The sequence below is a fragment of the Actinosynnema sp. NPDC004786 genome (assembly GCF_053601135.1).
On the sequence record NZ_JBSGBG010000049.1, the window covers coordinates 52,502 to 70,591 of the forward strand.

General features: G+C 72.3%; 21 protein-coding genes. 8 read left to right on the forward strand and 13 right to left on the reverse strand.

Annotated features, from left to right (window positions below):
- The first annotated feature begins 357 nt into the window (after window positions 1-357).
- Window positions 358-1,584 carry a 6-phospho-beta-glucosidase gene (locus ACWEFJ_RS32590; RefSeq protein WP_378090999.1) on the forward strand — a complete coding sequence of 409 codons (1,227 nt, stop codon included), beginning with the start codon at window positions 358-360 and terminating at the stop codon, window positions 1,582-1,584.
- On the opposite strand, the gene ACWEFJ_RS32595 is transcribed toward ACWEFJ_RS32590, so the two are convergent.
- Both ACWEFJ_RS32595 and ACWEFJ_RS32600 read right to left on the reverse strand, forming a co-directional pair.
- A complete protein-coding gene (locus ACWEFJ_RS32595; RefSeq protein ID WP_378090996.1) occupies window positions 1,572-2,204 on the reverse strand; it encodes an endonuclease V in 633 nt (210 codons plus the stop codon). The genes ACWEFJ_RS32590 and ACWEFJ_RS32595 overlap by 13 nt on opposite strands.
- Window positions 2,201-3,136 (reverse strand): DUF3500 domain-containing protein, encoded by a 936-nt coding sequence (locus ACWEFJ_RS32600; RefSeq protein WP_449716090.1) that lies wholly within the window; start codon window positions 3,134-3,136, stop codon window positions 2,201-2,203. The genes ACWEFJ_RS32595 and ACWEFJ_RS32600 overlap by 4 nt, the downstream gene beginning before the upstream one ends.
- Before the next feature lie 42 nt (window positions 3,137-3,178).
- Here ACWEFJ_RS32600 and ACWEFJ_RS32605 point away from each other — a divergent pair, with 42 nt between their 5' ends.
- Window positions 3,179-3,964, forward strand: a complete 786-nt coding sequence (locus ACWEFJ_RS32605) for an arylamine N-acetyltransferase family protein (RefSeq protein ID WP_378090992.1) — start codon at window positions 3,179-3,181, stop codon at window positions 3,962-3,964.
- Here ACWEFJ_RS32605 and ACWEFJ_RS32610 read toward each other — a convergent pair.
- Complete coding sequence (locus ACWEFJ_RS32610) at window positions 3,948-4,598, reverse strand: maleylpyruvate isomerase family mycothiol-dependent enzyme (RefSeq protein ID WP_378090990.1); 651 nt, start codon at window positions 4,596-4,598, stop codon at window positions 3,948-3,950. The two genes, ACWEFJ_RS32605 and ACWEFJ_RS32610, sit on opposite strands and share 17 nt — an antisense overlap.
- 62 nt (window positions 4,599-4,660) lie before the next feature.
- Here ACWEFJ_RS32610 and ACWEFJ_RS32615 point away from each other — a divergent pair, with 62 nt between their 5' ends.
- Complete coding sequence (locus tag ACWEFJ_RS32615; RefSeq protein ID WP_378090988.1) at window positions 4,661-5,191, forward strand: CGNR zinc finger domain-containing protein; 531 nt, start codon at window positions 4,661-4,663, stop codon at window positions 5,189-5,191.
- Between the two features lie 43 nt (window positions 5,192-5,234).
- Here ACWEFJ_RS32615 and ACWEFJ_RS32620 read toward each other — a convergent pair whose 3' ends face one another.
- The 4 genes from ACWEFJ_RS32620 to ACWEFJ_RS32635 form a co-directional block, all read right to left on the reverse strand.
- Entirely contained in the window at window positions 5,235-5,666 is a 432-nt protein-coding gene (locus tag ACWEFJ_RS32620; protein ID WP_378090986.1) for a CBS domain-containing protein, read from the reverse strand.
- A gap of 106 nt (window positions 5,667-5,772) precedes the next feature.
- Entirely contained in the window at window positions 5,773-5,964 is a 192-nt protein-coding gene (locus ACWEFJ_RS32625) for a hypothetical protein (RefSeq protein ID WP_378090984.1), read from the reverse strand.
- Between the two features lie 32 nt (window positions 5,965-5,996).
- Window positions 5,997-6,149: a hypothetical protein gene (locus tag ACWEFJ_RS32630; RefSeq protein ID WP_378090982.1), complete on the reverse strand. Its 153-nt coding sequence runs from the start codon at window positions 6,147-6,149 to the stop codon at window positions 5,997-5,999.
- A 284-nt stretch (window positions 6,150-6,433) separates the two neighbouring features.
- On the reverse strand, window positions 6,434-7,132 hold the full coding sequence (locus ACWEFJ_RS32635) for an EcsC family protein (RefSeq protein WP_378090980.1): 699 nt from the start codon (window positions 7,130-7,132) through the stop codon (window positions 6,434-6,436).
- Window positions 7,133-7,180: 48 nt separating this feature from the next.
- Between ACWEFJ_RS32635 and ACWEFJ_RS32640 the strand changes: the two genes are divergently transcribed.
- Complete coding sequence (locus ACWEFJ_RS32640; RefSeq protein WP_449716091.1) at window positions 7,181-8,272, forward strand: Rv2629 family ribosome hibernation factor; 1,092 nt, start codon at window positions 7,181-7,183, stop codon at window positions 8,270-8,272.
- 69 nt (window positions 8,273-8,341) lie between these two features.
- Here ACWEFJ_RS32640 and ACWEFJ_RS32645 read toward each other — a convergent pair whose 3' ends face one another.
- From ACWEFJ_RS32645 to ACWEFJ_RS32660, 4 genes are all read right to left on the reverse strand, one after another.
- A complete protein-coding gene (locus tag ACWEFJ_RS32645; protein WP_378090976.1) occupies window positions 8,342-9,190 on the reverse strand; it encodes an ABC transporter permease subunit in 849 nt (282 codons plus the stop codon).
- Complete coding sequence (locus ACWEFJ_RS32650) at window positions 9,187-9,861, reverse strand: amino acid ABC transporter permease (RefSeq protein ID WP_449716092.1); 675 nt, start codon at window positions 9,859-9,861, stop codon at window positions 9,187-9,189. The genes ACWEFJ_RS32645 and ACWEFJ_RS32650 overlap by 4 nt, the downstream gene beginning before the upstream one ends.
- A 75-nt stretch (window positions 9,862-9,936) precedes the next feature.
- Window positions 9,937-10,821 (reverse strand): glutamate ABC transporter substrate-binding protein, encoded by an 885-nt coding sequence (locus ACWEFJ_RS32655; protein WP_378090972.1) that lies wholly within the window; start codon window positions 10,819-10,821, stop codon window positions 9,937-9,939.
- A gap of 64 nt (window positions 10,822-10,885) precedes the next feature.
- Window positions 10,886-11,614, reverse strand: coding sequence for an amino acid ABC transporter ATP-binding protein (locus ACWEFJ_RS32660; protein ID WP_378091039.1), 729 nt, complete (start codon window positions 11,612-11,614; stop codon window positions 10,886-10,888).
- A gap of 160 nt (window positions 11,615-11,774) precedes the next feature.
- Here ACWEFJ_RS32660 and ACWEFJ_RS32665 point away from each other — a divergent pair, with 160 nt between their 5' ends.
- Window positions 11,775-12,446, forward strand: a complete 672-nt coding sequence (locus tag ACWEFJ_RS32665) for a response regulator transcription factor (protein ID WP_378090970.1) — start codon at window positions 11,775-11,777, stop codon at window positions 12,444-12,446.
- Entirely contained in the window at window positions 12,447-13,826 is a 1,380-nt protein-coding gene (locus tag ACWEFJ_RS32670) for a sensor histidine kinase (protein ID WP_449716093.1), read from the forward strand. It abuts the gene before it with no gap.
- Between the two features lie 15 nt (window positions 13,827-13,841).
- Here the strand turns inward: ACWEFJ_RS32670 and ACWEFJ_RS32675 are convergent, their stop codons facing one another.
- Together ACWEFJ_RS32675 and ACWEFJ_RS32680 are read right to left on the reverse strand one after the other, a co-directional pair.
- Window positions 13,842-14,801 carry a YVTN family beta-propeller repeat protein gene (locus ACWEFJ_RS32675; protein ID WP_449716094.1) on the reverse strand — a complete coding sequence of 320 codons (960 nt, stop codon included), beginning with the start codon at window positions 14,799-14,801 and terminating at the stop codon, window positions 13,842-13,844.
- Window positions 14,802-15,028: 227 nt separating this feature from the next.
- A complete protein-coding gene (locus tag ACWEFJ_RS32680; RefSeq protein ID WP_378090964.1) occupies window positions 15,029-15,979 on the reverse strand; it encodes a TAXI family TRAP transporter solute-binding subunit in 951 nt (316 codons plus the stop codon).
- A 57-nt stretch (window positions 15,980-16,036) separates the two neighbouring features.
- Here ACWEFJ_RS32680 and miaB point away from each other — a divergent pair, with 57 nt between their 5' ends.
- Together miaB and ACWEFJ_RS32690 are read left to right on the forward strand one after the other, a co-directional pair.
- Window positions 16,037-17,506, forward strand: a complete 1,470-nt coding sequence (miaB, locus tag ACWEFJ_RS32685; protein WP_378090962.1) for a tRNA (N6-isopentenyl adenosine(37)-C2)-methylthiotransferase MiaB — start codon at window positions 16,037-16,039, stop codon at window positions 17,504-17,506.
- On the forward strand, window positions 17,503-17,979 hold the full coding sequence (locus ACWEFJ_RS32690) for an Rv2732c family membrane protein (protein WP_449716095.1): 477 nt from the start codon (window positions 17,503-17,505) through the stop codon (window positions 17,977-17,979). The genes miaB and ACWEFJ_RS32690 overlap by 4 nt, the downstream gene beginning before the upstream one ends.
- Window positions 17,980-18,090: the final 111 nt, after the last annotated feature.

The window sequence follows — 18,090 nt, forward strand, 5'->3', positions numbered from 1 at the left end:
CGGTCCGAGTCCACTGTGGACAGAGATCAAGACCCGACGATCGGCCCCTTGACCAGCGGCGGAGACCTGTGCACGCGCGCGACGCGCCGCCCGGCCGCGCTCCCGCCGCGCCGCCGAGGTCGAACGCGGCGATGCCCTCCGCCGACGCCGCCCGCGCGGCGCGGGGCCTCCGGCCGGGCGCACCGGGCAGCCCTCCGCCGCGCCCGTGGCGACCGCGTCCGGGCTCGGCCCCGCGCCGGTGCCCGCCACCATCACGGCGCGGTCCTGCGCCCGGACCCTCGTCGCCCACGCCCACCGCGAGCCGCACCGGCGCACGGCGGCCTTCGTGATCTTGCAGGCCCGGGCAGGATGGCACGCATGAGGCTGGTCATCCTGGGCGGCGGCGGCTTCCGCGTGCCGCTCGTGCACAAGGCGCTGGACGAGCACATCACCGAACTCGTGCTGCACGACGTGGACGCGCGCCGGCTGGAGGCGATCCGCCGGGTGCTGCGCGGCGGCCCGCCGGTCACCGCCACCACCGACCTGGACGAGGCGCTGCGCGGCGCGGACTTCGTGTTCTCCGCGATCCGGGTGGGTGGCCTGGCCGGGCGCGCGATCGACGAGGAGGTGGCGCACGCGCACGGCGTGCTGGGCCAGGAGACCGTCGGCGCGGGCGGCATCGCGTACGGCCTGCGCACCGCGCCCGTGGCCGACGCGCTCGCGCGGCGGATCGCCGAGGTCGCGCCGCGGGCGTGGGTCGTGAACTTCACCAACCCGGCCGGGCTCGTCACCGAGGTCATGGCCCGCCACCTGGGCGACCGCGTCATCGGCATCTGCGACTCGCCGGTGGGCCTGTGCCGCCGCGCCGCCCGCGCGCTGGGCCTCGACCCGGACGAGCCGACGTTCGACTACGCGGGCCTCAACCACCTCGGCTGGTTGCAGGGCGTCCACGTGGGCGGGGAGAACCTGCTGCCGACCCTGCTGGCCGACGACCGGGCTCTGGAGGGCTTCGAGGAAGGGCGGCTCTTCGGCGCGGAATGGCTGCGCGCGCTCGGCGTCATCCCGAACGAGTACCTGCACTACTACTACTCGACCCGTGAAGCGCTCGGTGACAACCGCGGTGCGTTCCTGCTCGACCAACAACGGCGGTTCTACGACGGCGAAGTGGACTGGGAGACCACGCGGCTGGAGCGCGAGGCCACCTACATGGCCCAGGAACGCGAGCGCGACACCCTCGAAGGCGGCGGGTACGAGCACGTCGCCATGGCGCTCATGCGCGCCATCGCGGACAACGGGACGACGACGCTGATCCTCAACGTGCCCAACGGCTCCACACTGTCGACCCTGGACGACACGGCGGTCGTCGAGGTGCCGTGCGAGGTGGACGCGGCGGGAGCGCGCCCGCTGCCGGTGAGCCCGCTGCCCGACCACGCGGCGGGTCTCGTCACGTCGGTCAAGGCCGTGGACCGGCTGGTCATGGAGGGCACGCGCGCGGCCGCCCTCAAGGCGTTCGCGCTGCACCCGCTGGTCGACTCGGTGGCCACGGCCCGGAGCCTGCTGGACACCTACGTCCGGCGGCACCCGGAGCTGGCCTACCTGAGCTGAGCCCGGCCCAGCGCGTCGGAGCGCCGCGTCGTCTCCGGCAGCCGCGTCACGCACAGCCGCAGCACCTCGGCGCACGCCCGGTCGAGGTCGATGCGGTGCCCCACGGACACGAACACCGGCTTCACGCCCTCCCGCGTCCGCAGCGCCCGCCCCACGACCTCGCCGTCGTCCACGAGGTCGGTGTGCGCGCCCCGCGCGTCGTCCGGCATGGCGTACGGCCCCATGGGCGTCTTGGCCACGCCGAGGCTCGGCAGGTCCGTCACCACGCCGAGGTGGCAGGCCAGCCCGAACCGGCGCGGGTGCGCCAACCCCTGCCCGTCGCACACCAGCAGGTCCGGCGTCACGGTGAGCCGCTCCACCGCCTCCAGCAGCGGCGGCAGCTCGCGGAACGCGAACAGCCCGGGCACGTACGGGAACTCCGCCCGACCCGTCACCACGGCCGAGTCGACCGTCCGCAACGTCTCCGCCTCCAACACCACGACCGCCGCCGCGAGCCGGTCGTCGTCCGCGTAGGACACGTCGAGCCCGGCGACGTGCCGCACCACCAGCCCGGGGTCCGTGCGCGTGGACACCAGCGGGCGCAGCCGCTCCTGCTCCGCGATGGCCTCCTCGGGCGTCACCCGTGGCTCACCGCCGCCCGGTGGGCCGCCAGCAGGTCCTCGCCGAAGTCCCCGGAGCGCCGCCGCCACACCGTGTGCGCGTGGTTGGCGTCGTTGTCCGTGTTGTCGTACTCGATCAGCAGCTCCGGGCCCTGGATGCGGTAGTAGTGCCCCGCGCCGCGCTTGTCCGAGCCCTCCCACGCGAAGTGCAGCCGGTCGAGGTCCAGCGCGTCGAACTCCTCGTCGGCCAGGTCGCCGGTCAGCCGGTCGAGGTAGTAGCGCACCAGCCCGACCAGCAGCCCCCGGGACGACCGGTCGAGCTGCGCGGGCGTCACCCCGACGGGGTCCGGCTCGCCGACCCGGCGCGCGGTGCCGGTCCTCAGGTCCGCCGGCGGGGCGTCGGCGACCACGGCCAACCCGCGCGCCGTCCGGCCCATCCGGTCCAGCAGCTCGCGGGCCAACTCCTCCTCCAGCCGCAACGGCTGCGACACCGTGCGGCCCCGGTAGGTGACGCGGGCCGGGTGCGCGCCGAGGAACAGCGGCGTGGCCGACACGCGGCCCTCGGCCACCACGACGTTCACCGACAGGTGGTGGCCCTCGATCCGCCACCCCCACGGCTCGTCGCCCGGCTCGCCCAGCAGCACGGTCCAGAAGTCGCCCTGGTGCCGGTCGCGGGTTCCGCCCTCGCGGTCGTCCAGCACGTCCTCCAACGCCATGATCGCGGTGGCCTGCGCGTAGGCGTGCGGGCTGAGCACGCACGACAGCAACCGGTGCACGGCTTTGCGCTGGTCACGCGTGAGGTCGCCGTAGCACGCGCCCGGTCGCGGACCCGGTGTGTACGCCCATCGGGTGCGCAGGTCGTCGTCCGCCATGCTCCGCAGGGCGGCCGCGCGCTGCGCGTCGTCCAGCAGGTCGAGGAAGCCCCGGGTGGCTTCCGCCAGCTCGTGCAGCATTCTCCCGAATCTACGCGCCGGCCGGGCTGACATGCTGTCCTGGTGTGGAATGGTGAACTCCTCGACCTGGACGCCTACCTCGACCGCGTCTCCTTCACCCCCGACCCCGCCGCCGACCCGGCGACCACGCTGCGCGGCCTGCACCGCGCCCACCTGGCCGCCATCTGCTTCGAGAACGCCGACGTGCGCGACGGCGTGCCGATCGCGCTGGACGTGCCGTCGTTGCAGGACAAGCTCGTGGCCCGGCGGCGCGGCGGGTGGTGCTTCGAGCAGAACCTGCTGTTCGCCGCCGTGCTCGAACGGCTCGGTCACGAGGTGACAGGGCTCGCCGCGCGCGTCCTGCTCGGCCGCACCGGCGACCTCCCCCGCACGCACGCCGTGCTGCGCGTGGACCGGCGCTGGCTGGTCGACGTCGGCTTCGGCGGCGGCGGGCTGCTGGAGCCGCTGCCCCTGGTCGACGGCGCGTCCGAGCGCCAGGGCGACTGGACGCTGCGGCTGGACCACGCCGACGGCGTGTGGACGCTCCGGTCGTTCCAGAACGGCGGCTGGCTGCCGCTGTACGACTTCACCGAGGACGCCCGCACGCGCGCCGACTACGAGATCGTCAGCTACTACCTGGCCAACCACCCGGCGTCGCCGTTCGTCGGCAGGCTGCTGGTGCAGCGCACCGACGACCACGCCCGCCACAACCTCACCGACCTGGAGCTGACCGAGACCCGCCCGGACGGCGCCGTGGCCAAGCGCGGCCTGACCCCCCGGGAGCGGGATCGGGTGCTCCGCGAGGAGTTCGGGCTGGAGCTGCCCGTGCGGTCTACGGCCACGGCTTGAGCTCGGGCCGCTCGCCGGTGACCGGCCCGTCCGGCTCGCGGCCCGCCAGCCACGCGACCAGGTCGGTGGCGGAGCCGGTCAGGGTGACGTCCTCGCCCTCGCCGACCGTCCACCGCCGGTCCGGCGCCCGGAGCGTGAGCCGGATGCCCTCGGGCACCCGCTCGGCCAGGTACCCGACCGCGTGGTCGCAGAACTCGGGCGTCCAGGTGACCGGTCCGAGGTCCAGGTCACGGGTGTGGATGACGACCTCGCGCCACACCGCGTACGCCGTGTCGGTGAGCGTGCCGTCGCGGTAGAAGACCGGGGAGTCCCAGTCCCGGACGCCGGCCCACGCCTTCGCGAGCCGGGCGGCGGCCTCGGCGATCGCGGCGCGGTGCTCCGCGGCGGTGCGCCCGGCGTTCGCCTCGATCGCGGCGTCCCGGGCGGGCCGCCCGCCGGGGTAGACCTCGACGTTCCTGCCCTCGTTCTCCGCCTGCCCGGCCAGGCCCGCGGTGACGCCCGCCAGGTGGGCCAGCACGTGGCCGCGCGTCCAGCCGGGCAGCACCGAGGGCTGCGCCACCTGCTCGTCCGTGAGGTCCTCGATCACGGCGGCCAGCTCGCGGTGGGCCTCCAGCGCGCGGTCCTGGATCGTCACGACTCCCCCTAATGGTTTGTTGGCCTCAGTCCGTTAGGGAACCTATCACTAGACTGGGCCGGGTGGCACTGGCACTCGAGTTCGCGAGCACGGTCCGGCACGACGGGCACGGCGGGCTCACGGACGACCTGGCCACCCCGGAGGGCGTCACGGCGTGGTCGGGCGTCGAGGCGGACGAGGACCTGCGCCTGCGCGTGGTGGAGCTGCGGTGGGCGGTGCGGTCGCTGTTCGCGCGGGCCTCGCACGCGGTCGAACGCATGGACTCGCCGCACCTGATGGACTTCGAACGCGCGCTGGAGATCGTGAACGCGGCCGCCGCGCGGGTGCCGCGGGCGGCGCGGTTGGAGTGGGACGACGAGCCGCGGCTGCGCCACCTGGACTCCGCCGACGACGGCGACCGGCTGCTGGCGACGCTGGCGACCGCCGCGATCGAGTTCCTGGCCAGTGGCGCGCGGGCGCAGTTGCGCGCCTGCCCGGCGCCGCGGTGCATCCGGTACTTCGTCAAAGCCCACCCGAGGCAGGAGTGGTGCAAGCCGTCGTGCGGCAACCGGGCCAGGGTGAGCAGGCACTACCGGCGCGGCCGGGTCGGCTGACGGGTCCGCGCGGACACCCCGGGGGCGCCCGCGCGGCCGGCGGTCACCCCTGCGCGATGTAGGCCGTCAACTGCTGCTGGTCCTCCTGCAGCTGGCTGATCCGGCTCTTGACCACGTCGCCGATGCTGACGATGCCGACGAGCCGCCCGTGGTCGACCACGGGCACGTGCCGGATGCGCCGCTCGGTCATCAGCACGGTGAGGCTGTCGACCGGGTCGTGCGGCGCGCAGGTGAACACCTCGCTGGTCATGATCTCCGACACCGGGGCGCCCAGCAGGTCGCCGCCCCGGTCGTGCAGCCGGCGCACGACGTCGCGCTCCGACACGATCCCGGCGATACCGCCCTCGGGACCGAGCACGACCATCGCCCCGACGTTGTGCTCGGCGAGCGCGGCGACGAGGTCCGCCACCGATGCCGCCGACGCGACCGTGGCCACGTCCGAACCCTTGTTCCGCAGGACGTCAGCGATCCTCATGGGCGCCTCCCGATCTCCGCCGGACCCGGTGCTACCCAGTTCAGGCTAGTTCTCCGGGCACGCGACCGATAGATCGCGCGCCCGGAGGACCGCCCTGTTCAGCCGATCAGCCGCCGCTCATCCGCCGGAACACGCGCCGTCCGACGAACGCGTTCTGGTGCGGGCGGCCCGGGACCTTCTGCACGCCGGCGTTCTTGTTGGCGTGACCGCGCCGGGCCGCGCGGTTGAGCGGGACCTCGGTGGCCTCCGGCCGGTCGGGTTCGCCGTCCTCGACGGGCGGGACGTCCTGAGTGGTCATGTCTACCTCCTGAGGGTGGTGCGGGTCGCCGGTCAGCGACGCCGCATGGCGTACCGGCGCGGGTTGACGACAGCCGGGCCGCCGCCGAAGCGCGGCTGCACCGCGCCGGACGAGCGGGCGCCGCGGCGGGCGGCGCGGTTGGTCGGCTGACCGTCGTGTGGCGGTTCGTTGCGCATGGTGGGCATGCGATCGCCTCCTCGGTGTTCGAGGCGTGCAAAAGGCTTCGACCCGTGCGTCGACAGGGTCGTGAAGAGCCGCTAAGGCCACCAGGAGAAGCGCGCGGCACGGCTACGAGCCCGGTGCGGCGCGGTGGAGGAAGAGTCCTCAGAGGTAGATCTGGAAGAACATGAGCCGAACCCTAGCGCGGGCGGACGGCGACGCCAACCGATTTATCGAACCCGACCGTTCCGCCCCCCGCGCGGCGGGCGGAACGGTGCGTAAAACTCCTGGTCAAAGGCGTTGGAGCCACTCACTCGCGGACGTCCACGACCTCGCCGTCGATCACGGTGCCGTCCACCACGGCCGGCGGCTGGTCGTGGTCGGCGAAGAAGCGGGACGCGAAGGCCCCCACCGCGCGGGTCGTGACGGCGTCGAACGTGCCGCCGATCACGCCGCCGACCAGCGGCACGCCCTTGGCCAGCGTGACGGTCGCCCGGGTGGTGCCGTACTTGGCCAGCAGGGTGAACCCGACCCGCTTGTTGATCTCGCGGATGAGCTGCGCGGGGATGCGCTCGATCAGGTTCATGGTCAGCCGCGAGCCCACCCGGATGCCCGCCTTCTTCAGCAGCTCCGTCCCCGCGTTGCCGAGCAGGCACACCAGGATCGCCGTCTGCACCTCGTCGCTGCGCAGGTCGTGCCCGTGCACCGCGGCGATGGAGGCGATCAGGTGCGTCTGCACCAGGTAGGACGCGGTCAGGTTGGCGGGCAGCGTGATCGGCAGCGTGATCAGGCCGCCCACGTTCGTGGCGAACCCCTGCACGCCCGCCGCCGCCACGTGCGTCCGGATCAGGTGCCGGACCGCCTCCTCCGGCGTCAGCCCCTTCTCCAGCGCCTCCACGGCCATCTGCCGGGCCCCCTTGAACGGCCCGAAACCGTCGATGCCGACCCTCAGCAGGTGGTCGACGGCGTTCTGCTGCGCCTTGGCGATCGCGCCCGGTTCGTCCACCATGCCCACGAGGTTACGCGGCGCGCGATCGGGTAGCCGAGGCCAATGGACATGTCTTCGTTGGGAGAGCTGGTCAGGCAACGCGGCCCGTTCGCGTCGGTCTACCTGGACGCCTCGCACGACACCGAGGACGCGGCCAAGGCCATGGAGCTGCGCTGGCGCGGGGTGCGCGAGGACCTGGCGCGACAGGGCGCGGACGACGCGACGCTCGACGCGCTGCAGGAGGCGGTGCTGACGCCGGTGCCCGGCAAGTCGGGCCGGGCGCTGATCGCGGCGCACGGCACGCTGCTGCTGGACCGCGTGCTGCCCCGCCCGCCGGCCGTCGAGACCGCCCGCTGGTCGGACCTGCCGCACGTGCTGCCGCTGGCCACCTGGATGGAACCGGCCGTGCCGCACGTGGTCGTGCTGGTCGACCGGGCGGGCGCGGACCTGCACGGGTACGACGGGCGGGGTGAGCGCACCGGCGAGGTGCACGACGAGGTCCGGGGCGAGGAGCACCCGCTGCACAAGGTCCGCGGCGGCGGGTGGTCGCACCGGCGGATGCAGAACGCGGTCGAGGAGAACGCCAAGCGCAACGCGGCGCTGGTCGCCGAGGAGGTGGACCGGCTGGTCACGGGCCTGGACGCCCGGCTGCTGGTGCTCGGCGGCGAGGTGCAGGCCCGGGCCGAGGTGCGCGAGCAGCTCAGCCCCCGGTGCCGCGACGTGCTGGTCGAGGTCGAGGGCGCGACGCTGGCCGAGGGCGCGGACGACGCCGCGTTCGACCACGCCGTGCAGTCGCTGGTGGCCCAGTACCAGTTCGACCTGGACAACGACGTGGTGGAGGAGTTCACCGCCGAGGCGGGCCGCCCGGACGGCCGCGCGGTGCAGGGCCTGGCCCCGGTGGTGGCCGCGCTGCGCGAGGCGAAGGTGGCCGCGCTGCTGGTGACGGACCCGGCGCTGGGCGACCGCACCGTGTGGTCCGGCGACGACCCGGCGCAGCTGGCGCTGCGCGAGCAGGAGCTGCGCGGCCTCGGGGTCGAGCACGTCGGCGAGCACCGGGCCGACGAGGCCCTGGGCACCGCCGCCGCCGCGACCGGCGCGCAGGTGGTGGTCACCGAGGTGACCGGTCTGCGCGAGGGCGTCGGCGCGCTGCTGCGGTACTAAGCGAAAGCACGACGGACGACGAGGGGGAGTGCCGTCCGGCACTCCCCCTCCAGTCGATCCCGTGCGCGGTCAGACGGCCGCCGCGACGACGTCCTCGGCCGGTTTCTTGTCCAGCGCGACGACCTTCTTGTCGCGCCGGTTGCGCTTCTCCAGGTACGTCGCCAGCCACGTCAGCAGCAGGCACATCACGATGTACATCGCGGCCACCACGATCGTGACGGGCACCAGCGGTCGGCCGAACTCGAAGATGCTGCCCAGGTAGCGGGCGTAGTACAGCAGCTCGTTGTAGGTGATCAGGAAGCCGAGGGCGGTGTCCTTGAGCAGCACGACCAGCTGGCTGATGATCGCCGGCAGCATCGCCCGCACCGCCTGCGGCAGCAGCACGTGGACCATCACCTGGGTCTTGCGCATGCCCACCGCGTAGGCGGCCTCGCTCTGCCCGCGTGGCAGGGACAGCACGCCGGCGCGGAACACCTCGGCCAGCACCGAGCCGTTGTAGAGGGTCAGGCCGAGCACCACCGAGTAGAACGGCGCGCCCAGCGACAGGCCGTAGTGGAACACGAAGATCAGCACGACCAGCGGCACCGCGCGGAACAGCTCGACGACCACCATCGACGGCACGCGGATGACCTTGTGGTCGGAGAGCTGGCCGGCCGCGAACACCGCGCCGAACAGCAGCGCGAGCACCGCGCCCGCGGCGAACGCCTTGAGCGTGTTGACCAGCGCGTCGATCAGGTCGAGCTGCACCTTCTCGTACTGGATCCACGACCACTTCGCGCCGTCGAACTGCCCGCTCTCCGCGAACCGGTAGAGCACGAAGCCGATCACGGCGACCAGCACGACGATGCCGAGGATCGCGTAGAGGCGGTGGCGCAGCCGGGCCCGGGGCCCGGGGACGTCGAACAGGACCGAGCTCATCGGGCGATGCTCCACCGCTTCTCGAGGCTGCGCTGCAGCAGGGTCATGGGGATGACGAGCACCACGAAGAACGCCGCGACCCAGAGCAGGCCGATCAGCTGGTTCTCACCGCGCTCGGACAGGTTGAGGCTGATGGAGCCCGCCTGGAACACCGAGAAGCCCGCCGCGATGGTGGTGTTCTTCAGCAGCGCGATCATCGTGCTCATCATCGGCGGCACGACGGCGCGGGTGGCCTGCGGCAGCACCACGGACCCCAGCATCTGGCCGAACGTGAGCCCCAGCGCGCGGGACGCCTCCGCCTGCCCCACCGGCACCGTGTTGATGCCCGACCGCACCACCTCGCACACGAACGCGGCCGTGTAGAGGATCAGCGCGGCGAGGGCGGCGTTGAAGTAGTAACTGGCCGCCGACCCGCCGAAGGTGTCCGCGTCCACGATCTTGAGCAGCGGGAACGCGAAGGCGAAGAAGAAGAACACCAGCGTGAGCGGGGTGTTGCGGAGGATCGTGACGTAGGCCGCGCCCATGGCGCGCATCACGGGGACCGGCGCGACCCGCAGCATCGCCAGGATCGTCCCCAACACCAGCGACCCGACCGCGGAGATCAGGAACAGCTCGACGGTGTTGAGGAACCCGGGCCCGTACAGGTCGAGGTTGTCGAGCAGGACGTCCATCGGCTTCCTCGGCTAGGTGGGGTGGTGTGGTGCGGCCGGCCGCCGGGGACGCCGACGGCCGGCCGCGGTGGCACGTCAGTAGCGGTCGATCACGGGCTTCTCGGAGGTGGAGCCGGACTTGCCGAGGGTGGCGTCGTACGCGGCCTGCCACTCACCGCCGTTGATGGCGGCCTCGAGGATGTCGTTGATCTTGTCGCGCAGCGCCTTGTCGTCCTTGGCCAGGCCGATGCCGTAGGGCTCGTTCGAGAACGGCTTGCCCACGACCTTCAGCGTCTCCGGGGACTGCGAGGCGTAGCCCTTCAGGATCGCGTCGTCGGTCGTGACGGCGTCGATGGCGCCCTGCTCCAGCTGCTCGACGCACTGCGAGTAGTTCTGCAGCTCGACGATGTTCTCCGGCTCGGTCAGGCCATCGGCCTTGACCTTCTGGATCGGGGTGGAGCCGGTCACCGAGCAGACCTTCTTGCCCTTGAGCGTCTCGGGGCCGGTGATCGAGTTGTCGTCCTTCTTCACCAGCAGGCCCTGGCCCGCGGTGAAGTACGGCCCGGCGAACCCGACCTGCTCCTTGCGCTTGGCGTTGATCGTGTAGGTGCCGACGTAGTAGTCCACGTCACCGTTGATCAGCGCCTGCTCGCGGCCGGCCGACGGGATCGCCTTGTAGTCGATCTTGTCGTCGCCGTAGCCGAGCTTGGCCGCGACGAGCTTCGCGATCTCGATGTCGAAGCCGGTGAACTTGCCGGTGGTCGGGTCCTTGTAACCCAGGCCCGGCTGGTCCTCCTTGACGCCGATGATCACCTTGCCGCGGGCCTTGATCTTGTCGAACGTCGGCGAGCCTTCCACCGTCACGTCGCTGGCGACCTGCTGCGAGGTGGCCGGGGAGTCGCCGGGGCCACCCTCCTTGCCGCATGCCGTCAGGGCGAGGCCGCCGGCCAGCAGCGCCACCGCAAGGGTGCGAACCCTCATCGTCCTTCTCCTGCTCTTGTTTCGGGTGTGGCGGCGCCAGGCTCAGCGCCGCGGTCGTGGGACTTCAGTGGGTCAGGATCTTGCCAAGGAAGTCCTTCGCGCGGTTGGACTTCGGCGCGGAGAAGAACTCCTCCGGCGTCGAGTCCTCGACGACCTCGCCGTCGGACATGAAGATCACTCGGTCCGCGGCCTTGCGGGCGAAGCCCATCTCGTGGGTGACCACGAGCATGGTCATGCCCTCCTTGGCCAGCGTCGTCATCACGTCCAGCACCTCCTGGACCATCTCGGGGTCCAGCGCTGAGGTCGGCTCGTCGAACAGCATCACCTTGGGGCGCATCGCCAGGGCGCGGGCGATCGCCGCGCGCTGCTGCTGCCCACCCGACAACTGAGCGGGGTACTTCTCCGCCTGGTTCGCGATGCCGACCCGCTCCAACAGCTCCATGGCGGTCTTGCGGGCCTCGGCCGCGGGGGTCTTGCGGACCTTCACCGGCGCGAGCATCACGTTGTCGACGATGCTCTTGTGGGCGAACAGGTTGAACGACTGGAACACCATGCCGACGTCGGCGCGCAGCCGGGCCAGCTCCTTGCCCTCGGCGGGCAGCGGCTGGCCGTCCACCTCGATCACCCCGGAATCGATCGGCTCCAGCCGGTTGATCGTGCGGCACAGCGTGGACTTGCCCGAGCCGGACGGCCCGAGCACCACGACGACCTGCCCCTTCGGGACCTCCAGCGACACGTTCTTGAGCACGTGCAGGGGCCCGAAGAACTTGTCCACGCCGGCCATCCGGATCATCGGCGGGGCAGGAGTGGCGGCGGTCATCAGTCCTCCAGTAGGGGTTCCTGAGCGATGGCGGAAACCTAGGTGTGAATCCCCACACCAGTCCAGGCGGTTGAGCAAGACTTAGGGTCTCAACTCTGTCACAGGGTGGCGACACTTATCGGGAGGCTCCACGGTGCGGGTGCTGTTGGTCGAGGACGACGACCGCGTGGCGGAAGCGCTGGTGCCGGCGCTCACCAGGCGCGGTTTCACGGTAGACCGACAGGCGACCGGTCGGGGGACACTCGATCGGCTGACAGGCGTCGACGTGGTGCTGCTCGACCTGGGCCTGCCCGATGTGGACGGTGTCACGCTGTGCCGGCACATCCGCGCGGCGAGCGACGTGGCGATCATCGTCGTGTCCGCCCGCGGCGAGATCGACGACCGGATCCTCGGCCTGCACGCCGGCGCGGACGACTACCTGGTCAAGCCCTACGACGTGGGCGAACTCGTGGCGCGGGTGCACGCGGTGCGGCGGCGGCGCGGCGACCCGGTCGGCGCGGGCGGCACCGGCACCGAGGTGTTCGAGGTCGCCGACGTGCGGGTGGACCTCGCCCGGCACGAGGTCACCGTGGCGGGTGAACCCGTGGCGCTGTCGCGCAAGGAGTTCCAGGTGTTGGCGCTGGTGGTGGCCGCGGGTGGCGCGGTGTGCACCCGTGAGCGCATCCTGGCCGAGGTGTGGGGGCGCACCTGGGCGGGGGCCAACCGGACCCTGGACGTGCACGTGGCCACGTTGCGGACCAAGCTCGGGCGGCCCTCGTTGTTGGAGACGGTGCGCGGGGTCGGGTACCGGTTGGGCGGGGGCTGAGTGCGGTCGCGGCTGCTGGGCATCGTGTTGACGCTGGTCGTGCTCGTGCTGGTCGGCATGGGCGTCCCGCTGGGGCGGGGCGTGGCCCAGACCGAGCAGCAGGAGATGTTCCTGGACCGGCTGACCGACACGACGCGCTTCGCGTCCGTGGCCCAGCGGCCGTTCATCGACGACCAGCCGGAGGTGCTGGAAGCCGAACTGGCCCGCTACGAGGAGCTGTACGGGATCCGCGTCGCCCTGGTGGACACGGACGGGCGCGTGGTGGCCGCGTCGTCACCGGGCGTGGACGTGTCCGGGCCGGAGGCGGCCGACCTGGTGCGCGGCGCGCTGGCGGGCCGCCAGCCGGTCGCGCCGGAGCAGGTCATGCCGTGGGAGTCGACCGACCTGGTGCTGGCCGGGCCGGTGCTGGAGGCGGGCGAGGTCCGGGGCGCGGTGGTGACGTTCTCGCCGACGTCGAAGACGCGGGCCGAGATCCTGCTGTGGTGGTCGGTGCTGCTGGCGGCGAGCACGCTGGTGCTCGCGGTCGGCGTGTTCGCGGCGTTGCCGCTGGTCCGGTGGACGCTGCGGCCGGTGCGCCGGCTGGACGACGCGACCGGGCGGCTGCTGGCGGCGGTGGTGTCCGGGCAGCCGGTGGAGCCGGTCGGATCGTCGGACGGGCCGCCGGAGCTGCGGCAGCTGTCGCGGTCGTTCGACCAGATGGCCGCGAACGTGGGCGACGTGCTGGCGGCGCAACGCGCGTTCGTCGCCGACGCCTCCCACCAGCTGCGCAACCCGCTGACCGCCCTCAAGCTCCGTCTGTCCAATTTGGAGGGCCACGTCACCGGCGAGGGCGTCGCGCACCAGGCGGCGGCCCTGGAGGAGGCCGACCGGCTCAACCGGATCCTGGACGAGCTGCTGTCCATGGCGCGGGCGGGCGCGCCGTCGGTCGACCCGGTGCCGGTGGACGTGGACCGCGCGGTGGCGGGCCGCCTGTCGGCCTGGCAGCCCGCCGCCGCGGCCCGCGAGGTGCACCTCGTGCTCGACGGCGAGCCCGCGGGCCGGGCGCTCGTGCCGCCGCGCGGCGTGGAGACGGTGCTGGACGCGCTGCTCGACAACGCGCTCAAGTTCACCTCCGACGGCACGCTGGTGCGGGTGGACGTCCGCCGGCGCGACGGCGTCGTGCGGCTCTCGGTGCGCGACGAGGGCCCCGGCCTCGCGCCGGACGAGCTGGAACGCGCCACCGACCGGTTCTGGCGCAGCCCCGCGCACCAGAACGTGCAGGGCTCCGGCCTGGGGCTCGCGCTGGTGCGGCAGATCGTGGAACGCGTGGACGGTTCCGTGCGGCTGGAGTCACCGGAGGGCGGCGGCCTGTGCGTGACCGTCGAGTTCCCGGCGGTCTGAACCGGTCTGAACCGGTCAGGACGTCACGGCCACGCCCTCGGGCTGCCGGCCCACGCCGAACGAGCCGGCGGGCTTGCCGCTCTCCGCGTCGAGGATCGACACCGTGTCGGACCCCGTGTTGGTGATGTAGACGAAGCTGTCGTCGGGCGCGGCCGCGGAGCCCTCGGGCATGCGCTGCACCTTCACCGTGTCGAGGAGCTTGCCGGTGGGACCGCGGATGCTGACCGTGTCGGACCCGGTGTTGGCGACGTGGACCCGGCCGCCGGGGGTGACCGACACGCCGAGGGGCGCGTTGCCGACCTTGGCCGTCGCGGTGGGCCGGTTGCCGCCGGTGTCGATCACGGTCACCGTGTCGTCGCCGGTGTTGGCGACGTAGAGCCGCTTGCCGTCGAACGAGATGGCGATGCCGGACGGGAAGACCCCGACCGGGATCGTCTGCACGGGCGCCTGCGCCGTCGGGTCGATGACCGTGACGCTGTCGCTGCCGTTGTTGGTCACGTACACGCGGGAGCCGTCCGGGGCGGCGACCGCGCTGTGCGGGAACCGCCCGACCGGGATCGTCTTCACCGGCGCGTTCGTCGCGGTGTCGAAGACCGTGACGTCGTGGGAGCCGAAGTTCGTCACGTAGGCGTGGGTCGGCGTGGCCGCGACGCCGAACGGGTTCGCCCCGACGGGGACCGTGGCGACCACCGAACGGGTGCGGGTGTCGATCACGGACACGGTGTTGGACGACTCGTTCGCGACGTACACGCGGTGGCCGGACGGGTGCGCGCCGACGCCGGTCGGGTAGTCGCCGACCCCGATGGTGGCCACCACCTCGCCCAGGCGCGTGTCGTACACCGTCACGTTGTCCGAACCGCTGTTGGCCACGAACACCTGGACGCGGGTCGGCCATTTGGGCGAAACGTCGAAACCGGTGCCCGCGACCACGGCGAGCACCGCGACGACCACCCCCGTGCGAGCGCATCGGCCCAATCGGGTAAAAATGGAGAAGATGCCGCGCACAAACGCGCGCGTGCCGAATGAACGGACATGGGAGATCCCCGTTTCGACTACCGGATTCCGCGCGGTCCTTCCTGGTCCCGCGCTTGTCGTCACACTGACGGCCTAGTACCCGCGAGGATCGGGAAAAGACCGCTTGACCCCGACTTGGGCGAGCCGCCAGGCGTGGGGTTTCCACCGGGGGAATGACGGTTCCGGCGTTAAACCTTGACGTCCCGGTAATAGCGCATCGCGCCGGGGTGCAATTCGATCGGTGTCGTCTCGATCGCGGACCTGACCTCTATCGACCTGGCCACCGGGCTCGCCGCGACGAGCGCGGGCTGGGCCGCGAACAGGCCCCTCACCAGCCCCTCGGCCACGTCGTCGGCCATGGTGTCGTTGACCAGGAGGAAGTTGCGCACCACGAGCGTGACCACCGGACCCCCCTCCAGCTGCTGGTAGGCCGACGCGGGCAGGGTCGCCGACCCGTACACCGGGTACGCCCGGCGCAGCTCCGGCAGCACGTCCCCCAGGTCGAGCATGCGCAGCTTCACCGTCGAGGCCAGCGTCGCCACCCGGTCGGTCGGCACGCCGCCGGACCAGAAGAACGCGTCCAGCGCGCCGTCCCGCATGGCGTCCGCGCTGGTCGGCAGGTCCATGTACCGCACCTTGAGGTCGGTCTCCGGCGAGATGTTCGCCGACTTCAGCAGCCGCTGCGCGATCAGCCACACCCCGGAGTCGCGCGCGCCCACGCTCACCCGCAGGCCCTTCAGGTCGGCCAGCTTGGTCGCCGGCACGTCGTCCCGGACGAGCAGCTGGAGGTAGTCGTCGTGCATGCGGGCCAGCGCGTACAGCTTGTGCCCGCCCTCGGCCTTCTGCTTCTCCTCCGCCGCGTCGGCCGCGGAGAACCCGACCTGCGCCTGGTTCGACCGCAACCGGTCGAGGTTGTCCACCGAGCCCGCCGTGCTCGCCACCTCCGGGCGCGGGATGCCCGGGTCGCGCGTCCACGCGTCGGCCAGCACCACGCTCAGCCCGTGGTAGACGCCGCCGGGGCTGCCGGCCGCGATGGTCAGCCGGACCTGGTCGAAGTCGTCGCCGCACGCCGTCGACAACAGGGTGGCCAGGGCCAACACGACCCCGACCGCGCGCAACCGCACCAGCCTTCCCGACACCTGCGCATCGTCGCACGTCCACGCTCTACGCTGGAGCCGACGGAAGGACTAGGTGCAGTGACTCGCAGTTACCAGATCCGCACGTTCGGCTGCCAGATGAACGTGCACGACTCCGAGCGCCTGGCCGGCATGTTGGAGGACGCGGGCTACACGCCCGCGACGGGCGACGCCACGCCGGACGTCGTGGTCTTCAACACCTGCGCCGTGCGGGAGAACGCCGACAACAAGCTCTACGGCACGCTCGGCCACCTCGCGCCTGCCAAGTCCGCGAACCCCGACATGCAGATCGCCGTCGGCGGCTGCCTCGCGCAGAAGGACCAGGGCGAGATCGTCAAGCGCGCGCCGTGGGTGGACGTGGTCTTCGGCACGCACAACATCGGCTCGCTGCCCGTGCTGCTCGAACGCGCCCGGCACAACCGCGAGGCCCAGGTCGAGATCCTGGACTCGCTGGAGACCTTCCCCTCCACGCTGCCCGCGCGCCGCGACTCGGCCTACTCCGGCTGGGTGTCGGTGTCCGTCGGGTGCAACAACACGTGCACGTTCTGCATCGTGCCGTCGCTGCGCGGCAAGGAGAAGGACCGCCGGCCCGGCGACGTGCTGGCCGAGGTCCAGGCGCTCGTCGACCAGGGCGTGCTGGAGGTCACCCTGCTCGGCCAGAACGTGAACTCCTACGGCGTCGAGTTCGGCGACCGGTACGCGTTCGGCAAGCTGCTGCGCGCCACCGGCGCGATCGAGGGCCTGGAGCGGGTCCGGTTCACCTCGCCGCACCCGAAGGACTTCACCGGCGACGTGATCGCCGCGATGGCCGAGACGCCCGCCGTGTGCCACTCCCTGCACATGCCGCTGCAGTCGGGCTCGGACCGCGTGCTGAAGGAGATGCGCCGCTCCTACCGGACCGCGAAGTACCTGTCCATCCTGGACGAGGTGCGCGCCGCCATGCCGGACGCGGCCATCACCACGGACATCATCGTCGGCTTCCCCGGCGAGACGGAGGAGGACTTCCAGGCCACGCTGGACGTCGTCCGCCAGGCGCGGTTCTCCTCCGCGTTCACGTTCCAGTACTCCAAGCGCCCCGGCACCCCCGCCGCCGAGCTGCCCGACCAGCTCCCCAAGGAGGTCGTGCAGGAGCGCTACGACCGACTGGTCGCCCTGGTCAACGAGATCGCCCACGAGCTGAACCGCGAGCAGGTCGGCCGCCGGGTCGAACTGCTGGTCGCCGCCGGCGAGGGCCGCAAGGACGCCGAGACCCACCGGATGACGGGCCGCGCCCGCGACGGCCGCCTGGTCCACTTCACCCCGGGCGACGCCCCCGTCCGCCCGGGCGACGTCGTGGAGACCGTGGTCACCTACGGCGCGCCGCACAACCTGATCGCCGACGGCCCGCTCCTGTCGCACCGCCGGACCAAGGCGGGCGACCGCTCGGAAGCGGGCGTCACCCCGAAGACGCCGGGCGTGACCCTGGGCCTGCCGACCTTCGGCAAGCCCGCCCCCCTGCCCGCGGCGGTCGGCGGGTGCTCGGTCGGATGAGCCAGAACGAGCCGGACGACCTGGCCGGCCTGCGCGAGGAGATCGACGACGTGGGCCGCTCGGCGGCCCGCCGCTTCGACCCCGGCGCCGGCGCGCTGACCATCGCCATCGCCGCCCTGGCCATCCTCGTCTCGCTGATCCTGCCGTGGGTCGACGGCACGACGGGCCTGTCCATCCTGACCGGCGAGGGCCCCGGCCTGCCCCGCGTGTTCGCCTACGCGGCCGTGGTCGTGGGCGTTCTGCTGCCGGCACTGACCCTGGCCGTGCGCCGCTGGGCCCTGGCCTGGGTGTGCGCGCTCTCCTCCTTCGCCGCCTCCGTCGCTGGCGTGCTGTCGATCTGGACCACCCAAACCACCACCGGCCACCACCCCGGCCCGGGCCCGGGCATCGGCCTGATCCTCGCCGTGGTCGCCGTCGTCGTCATCCTGGTCAAGTGGCTCCGCCTAGCCGCCTCCCGCCCCCCAATGCAATAACCACCACTCCCCACCCCCCACCCACAACAACCCCACCAACCCACCCCCAACGGACCCGCAGCCACCCCACCGAGGCTCGATTTGACATGGGTTCGGGTGCCTTAGGCTGGA